8 protein-coding genes are annotated in these 6,341 nt (G+C 37.2%); all 8 read left to right on the top strand.

Annotated features, from left to right (window positions below; all coding sequences use genetic code 11):
* Nucleotides 1-2: 2 nt before the first annotated feature.
* Complete coding sequence (gene pabA, locus AC0NJG_RS27430; protein WP_000602300.1) at nt 3-590, top strand: aminodeoxychorismate/anthranilate synthase component II; 588 nt, start codon at nt 3-5, stop codon at nt 588-590.
* A complete protein-coding gene (pabC, locus tag AC0NJG_RS27435) occupies nt 584-1,456 on the top strand; it encodes an aminodeoxychorismate lyase (RefSeq protein WP_087951383.1) in 873 nt (290 codons plus the stop codon). Before pabA ends, pabC begins: the two co-directional genes overlap by 7 nt.
* A complete protein-coding gene (folP, locus tag AC0NJG_RS27440) occupies nt 1,431-2,291 on the top strand; it encodes a dihydropteroate synthase (protein WP_140168775.1) in 861 nt (286 codons plus the stop codon). The genes pabC and folP overlap by 26 nt, the downstream gene beginning before the upstream one ends.
* A complete protein-coding gene (gene folB / locus AC0NJG_RS27445; RefSeq protein WP_000358063.1) occupies nt 2,292-2,654 on the top strand; it encodes a dihydroneopterin aldolase in 363 nt (120 codons plus the stop codon).
* Nucleotides 2,651-3,166, top strand: a complete 516-nt coding sequence (gene folK / locus AC0NJG_RS27450; protein WP_001059445.1) for a 2-amino-4-hydroxy-6-hydroxymethyldihydropteridine diphosphokinase — start codon at nt 2,651-2,653, stop codon at nt 3,164-3,166. The genes folB and folK overlap by 4 nt, the downstream gene beginning before the upstream one ends.
* Complete coding sequence (locus AC0NJG_RS27455) at nt 3,118-3,321, top strand: helix-turn-helix domain-containing protein (RefSeq protein WP_000387027.1); 204 nt, start codon at nt 3,118-3,120, stop codon at nt 3,319-3,321. The genes folK and AC0NJG_RS27455 overlap by 49 nt, the downstream gene beginning before the upstream one ends.
* 23 nt (nt 3,322-3,344) lie before the next feature.
* Entirely contained in the window at nt 3,345-4,343 is a 999-nt protein-coding gene (dusB, locus tag AC0NJG_RS27460) for a tRNA dihydrouridine synthase DusB (protein WP_000912258.1), read from the top strand.
* Between the two features lie 159 nt (nt 4,344-4,502).
* The gene (lysS, locus tag AC0NJG_RS27465) at nt 4,503-6,002 is read left to right on the top strand and encodes a lysine--tRNA ligase (RefSeq protein WP_000369677.1); all 1,500 of its coding nucleotides are present in this window, start codon (nt 4,503-4,505) and stop codon (nt 6,000-6,002) included.
* Nucleotides 6,003-6,341: the final 339 nt, after the last annotated feature.

Below are 6,341 nucleotides of genomic sequence, written 5' to 3' on the forward strand. Positions count from 1 at the left end.
AAATGATATTAATGATTGATAATTATGATTCTTTTACATTTAATTTAGTACAGTTTCTTGGAGAACTTGGACAAGAGCTTGTTGTTAAACGTAACGATGAAGTGACTATTTCAGATATTGAGAATATGAAACCAGACTTTTTAATGATTTCGCCAGGTCCATGTAGTCCGAATGAGGCAGGGATTAGTATGGAGGTTATTCGATACTTTGCTGGAAAGATTCCGATTTTTGGGGTTTGTCTTGGGCATCAATCTATTGCGCAAGTGTTTGGTGGAGAGGTTGTCCGTGCAGAGCGATTAATGCATGGGAAAACATCGCTTATGCATCATGATGAGAAGACGATTTTTTCGGATATCCCTAATCCGTTTACTGCGACGCGCTATCATTCCCTTATTGTTAAAAAAGAGACGTTACCTGATTGCTTAGAAGTAACATCTTGGACAGAAGAAGGGGAAATTATGGCGCTCCGCCATACAACATTACCGATTGAAGGTGTGCAGTTCCACCCGGAATCTATTATGACTTCTCACGGGAAAGAGTTGTTGCAGAATTTCATTCGTAAATATAGTCCAAGTGTGACATCATGTTAATTTACGTAAATGGTCAGTATGTAGAATCAAGTGAAGCGAGAATTTCTCCTTATGATCATGGTTATTTATATGGTCTTGGAGTTTTTGAGACTTTTCGTATTTATAATGGTCATCCTTTCTTATTGGATGATCATTATGACCGTTTAATAGATGCGCTGGATACATTGCAAATAAAATGGACAATGACGAAAGATGAAGTAATGCTTATTTTGAAGAATTTACTCGTTAAGAATAAATTAGAGCATGCGTATGTCCGTTTTAATGTATCGGCGGGTATAGATGAAATTGGATTGCAAACAGAAATGTATGAAGAGCCGTCTATTATTGTTTTTATAAAACCTTTAGCGGCCCCGGGAGATGTAGTGGAAAAAGAAGGGGTTGTCTTAAATCAAGTGAGAAATACACCAGAGGGTGCATCTCGCTTGAAGTCTCACCATTATTTAAATAACATTTTGGGGAAACGTGAAATTGGAAATGGTGTGAATAAGGAAGGGATTTTCCTGACTGAAGTAGGTTATGTTGCAGAGGGTATTGTTTCGAATCTCTTTTTTGTGAAAGGTGATATTTTATATACACCTTCGCTTGAAACAGGGATTTTAAATGGTATCACTCGTGCGTTTATTATAAAGGTTGCTGAAGAGATTGGTATAGAAGTAAAAGAAGGTTTCTTTACAAAAGATGAATTACTTTCAGCTGATGAAGTCTTCGTAACAAACTCGATTCAAGAAATTGTTCCGCTTAATCGTATAGAGGGGCGAGATTTCCCGGGTAAAGTAGGTATGGTTACAAAAAGATTTATGGACCTTTATGAAATGCAGAGAGAGAAATTGTGGAGCAGAAATGAATTACGAAGAGGAGATGTGTAGTTTGAAGTGGGATTATGATTTGCGCTGCGGCGAATATACATTGAACTTAAATGAAAAAACGTTAATTATGGGGATTTTAAACGTAACACCAGATTCGTTTTCTGATGGTGGGAGTTACAACGAGGTAGATGCTGCAGTGCGCCATGCGAAAGAAATGCGAGATGAAGGTGCTCATATTATTGATATTGGTGGCGAATCTACTCGTCCGGGCTTTGCTAAAGTATCGGTGGAAGAAGAAATAAAACGAGTTGTTCCAATGATTCAGGCTGTTTCAAAAGAGGTGAAATTGCCTATTTCTATCGACACGTATAAAGCGGAAGTTGCAAAACAGGCAATTGAAGCTGGTGCTCATATTATTAATGATATTTGGGGAGCGAAGGCGGAACCAAAAATCGCTGAAGTTGCAGCTCATTACGATGTACCTATTATCTTAATGCATAATCGCGATAATATGAATTATCGTAATTTAATGGCTGATATGATTGCTGACTTATATGACAGTATTAAAATTGCTAAAGATGCTGGCGTGCGAGATGAGAATATCATTTTAGACCCAGGTATCGGTTTTGCTAAAACGCCTGAACAAAATTTAGAAGCGATGCGTAATTTAGAACAGTTAAACGTACTAGGTTATCCAGTTCTCTTAGGTACTTCAAGAAAGTCCTTTATTGGGCATGTGCTAGATTTACCGGTAGAAGAACGTCTTGAGGGGACGGGAGCTACCGTTTGTCTTGGTATTGAAAAGGGTTGTGAGTTTGTTCGTGTTCATGATGTGAAGGAAATGGCACGTATGGCTAAGATGATGGATGCGATGATTGGTAAGGGGGTAAAGTAATTGGATAAAATTTATATTCATGATATGGAGTTTTATGGTTATCATGGTGTATTCCCAGAGGAAAATAAATTGGGCCAGAGATTTAAAGTGGACTTAACTGTGGAATTGGATTTGAAGCGAGCAGGAGAAAGTGATGACTTAGAGCATTCTGTTAATTATGGAGAACTTTTCGAGTTATGTAGGAAAGTTGTAGAAGATAGAACATATAAGCTTGTAGAGAGTATTGCTGAAAATATTGCTACAGATATATTGAAACAATATGAGAGTATTTCAAGATGTACGATAAAGGTAATTAAACCAGATCCGCCGATACCGGGGCATTATCGTGCTGTAGCGGTAGAAATTACGAGAGAACGTCCATGAATAATATAGCTTACATTGCATTAGGTTCAAATATTGGAGAACGTTATACGTATTTAACTGAAGCGATTCAGTTTCTGAATAAAAATCCTTATATCAAAGTTGAAGATGTTTCGTCTGTATATGAGACGGAACCGGTTGGCTATACTGACCAAAGTTGCTTTTTAAATTTAGTTATAAAAATTTCTACCAATTTATCACCGCAAGAATTATTGAAAGTAACGCAAAAAGTAGAAAATGATCTAGGAAGAAAAAGGGAAATTAGGTGGGGACCTAGGACTATCGACCTTGACATTTTACTATATAATCAAGAAAATATTGAAGCAGAGAATCTTATTGTTCCGCATCCGCGGATGTTCGAAAGAGCTTTTGTTATCGTTCCGTTGTTAGAGATTAATCAAGATATAAAACAAAACATTTCACGTTCACAAGTAGAAGAAATGAAAAGGCGAGAGGGAGTAACGGTATGGAAGCAGAAAAATGGGGAAGACGCATTCGTGCTTTTCGAAAACTAAAAGGTTACACGCAAGAAGGTTTTGCAAAAGAATTAGGGGTATCTGTATCTGTTTTAGGTGAAGTTGAGCGAGGGAATCGATCGCCTTCCCAAGACTTTGTAGTGGAAGTTGCTAAAGCATTAAAGGTCTCGATAGATGAGCTAATGCCGAAGTGACCATGAAGGAAGGAGTAAATCGAGTGTTAAAAATCGCAAATATTGAGATGAAAAATCCGGTTGTATTAGCACCGATGGCGGGAGTGTGTAACTCTGCATTCCGTTTGACAGTAAAAGAATTCGGTGCAGGCCTAGTTTGTGCTGAAATGGTAAGTGATAAGGCGATACTACTGAATAATAAAAGAACATTAGATATGTTATATATTGATGAGAGAGAAAAGCCATTAAGTTTACAAATTTTTGGTGGCGAGAAAGAAACCCTTGTAGATGCTGCGAAATACGTAGATCAATATACGACAGCAGACATCATTGATATTAATATGGGGTGCCCAGTACCAAAAATCGTTAAGTGTGATGCAGGAGCAAAGTGGCTTTTAGACCCAAATAAAATATATGAAATGGTAGCAGCAGTTGTAGATGCTGTAGAAAAACCAGTTACAGTTAAAATGCGTATTGGTTGGGATGAGGATCATATTTTCGCAATCGAGAATGCGAAGGCTGTTGAGCGTGCAGGTGGACAAGCGGTAGCAGTTCATGGGCGCACACGAGTACAAATGTATGAAGGAAAAGCGGATTGGGATATTATTAAACAAGTAAAACAAGCTGTAAATATCCCGGTTATCGGAAATGGTGATGTCGCAACGCCACAAGATGCAAAGCGTATGCTTGATGAAATCGGTGTAGATGGTGTTATGATTGGCCGCGCTGCCCTTGGGGATCCATGGATGATTTATCGTACGGTAAAGTATTTAGAGACGGGTGAATTAATGCCAGAACCGACAGTACGTGAGAAAATTGACGTATGTATGTTGCATCTAGATCGTCTGATCGATTTAAAGAATGAAAATGTCGCTGTAAGAGAGATGAGAAAGCACGCAGCTTGGTATTTAAAGGGTATTCGTGGTAATGCAACTGTACGTAATGGTATCAATGCTTGTAATACCCGTGAAGACCTTGCGAATGTATTAGGTACATTTGTAGAAGAAGTAGAAGCGAAACAACAAACAATTCACGTTGGTTAATAATAGGAAGGGAAGATTGACATTCTTCTATACACTTCCTATAATTACGTGAAAGAAAGAAGAACTGCCAGTTAGTTGCTGGCAGTTTTTCTAGTTGAGTAGAAAATGCTATACTGTATATATTGTAAAAATTAATAGAGCTGGAGTGATATCAATACCATGGATAACATGAACCACGAAGAATTAAACGACCAATTGCTTGTTCGTCGTGAAAAGCTACATAACTTACGTGAGCAAGGGATCGATCCGTTCGGTAAACGTTTTGAACGTACAAATGCAACAAATGAATTATTAAGCCTATATGGAGAGTTCTCTAAAGAAGAATTAGAGGAGAAAGAAATCTCTGTTTCTATCGCTGGTCGTATTATGACAAAACGCGGTAAAGGAAAAGCTGGATTTGCACATATTCAAGATTTACATGGACAAGTTCAAATTTACGTTCGTAAAGATGCTGTTGGAGATGAAGAGTACGAATTATTTAAAACAGCAGATTTAGGTGACTTAGTAGGTATTGAAGGTAAAATTTTCAAAACGAACGTTGGAGAACTTTCGGTGAAAGCAACGGGCTTTACGTTATTAACGAAATCTCTTCGTCCATTACCGGATAAATATCATGGATTAAAAGATGTTGAACAACGTTACCGTCAACGTTACTTAGACTTAATTACAAGTATGGAAAGCCGTGAAACATTTGTTACTCGCAGTAAAATCATTCGTGAAATGAGAAGATACTTAGATGACAATGGTTATCTTGAAGTGGAAACACCTATGATGCACGCAATTGCAGGTGGAGCTTCTGCGCGTCCTTTCATCACGCACCATAATGCGTTAGATATGGAATTATATATGCGTATCGCAATTGAACTTCATTTAAAACGCCTTATTGTGGGTGGATTAGAAAAAGTTTATGAAATCGGCCGTGTATTCCGTAACGAGGGTGTATCAACTCGTCATAATCCCGAGTTTACGATGATTGAATTATATGAAGCGTATGCTGATTATAAAGATATTATGAAACTAACAGAAAATATGGTTGCTCATATCGCGAAGCAAGTACTAGGTACAACAACAATTCAGTATGGTGATTATGAAATTAATCTAGAACCAGAATGGACACGCCTTCATATGGTAGATGCAATTAAAGAACATTCTGGAGCAGATTTCTGGAATCCGATGAGTGTAGAAGAAGCGCGTGAACTTGCAAAAGAACATAATGTAGAAATTAAGGATACAATGGAAGTTGGTCATATTATTAATGAATTCTTCGAGCAAAAAGTAGAAGATAAATTAATCCAACCAACATTTATTTACGGTCATCCGGTAGAAATTTCGCCACTTGCGAAAAAGAATGACGAAGATCCACGATTCACAGACCGTTTCGAATTATTTATTGTTGCACGTGAACATGCAAATGCATTCACTGAATTAAATGATCCAATCGATCAGAAAGAACGTTTTGAAGCGCAATTAAAAGAACGCGAACAAGGTAATGATGAAGCTCACATGATGGATGATGATTATATCGAAGCTCTTGAGTATGGTATGCCTCCTACAGGTGGACTAGGAATTGGTATTGATCGTCTTGTTATGTTATTAACGAATGCACCATCTATTCGTGACGTACTATTATTCCCTGCTATGCGTCATAAACAAGACTAAGCTTTGGAGATTTCTCCAAAGCTTTTTTTATTTAAGTGTGAGTAGTAGAGTTTGGTGGTGCGAGAAATTATATTTATATAGAAGAAAAGTGCTGTTTTTATACTTTTTTACTAAGTTAAAAATTTTATTAGAAAAACTATTGCATTTTAATAATCAAACTGGTATATTTATATTCGTTGCCACGAAAGGTAACAAGCAAAACAAACGAAAAACAACTTATTAAAAAAAGTTGTTGACGAAAATATAACGAAATGTTATATTGATAAAGTCGCTTACGAGCGACGAAGTAGTTCTTTGAAAACTGAACGAAACAAACAACGTGAAACGTCAATTTTTATT

The organism is Bacillus sp. SSR7 (genome assembly GCF_055902415.1).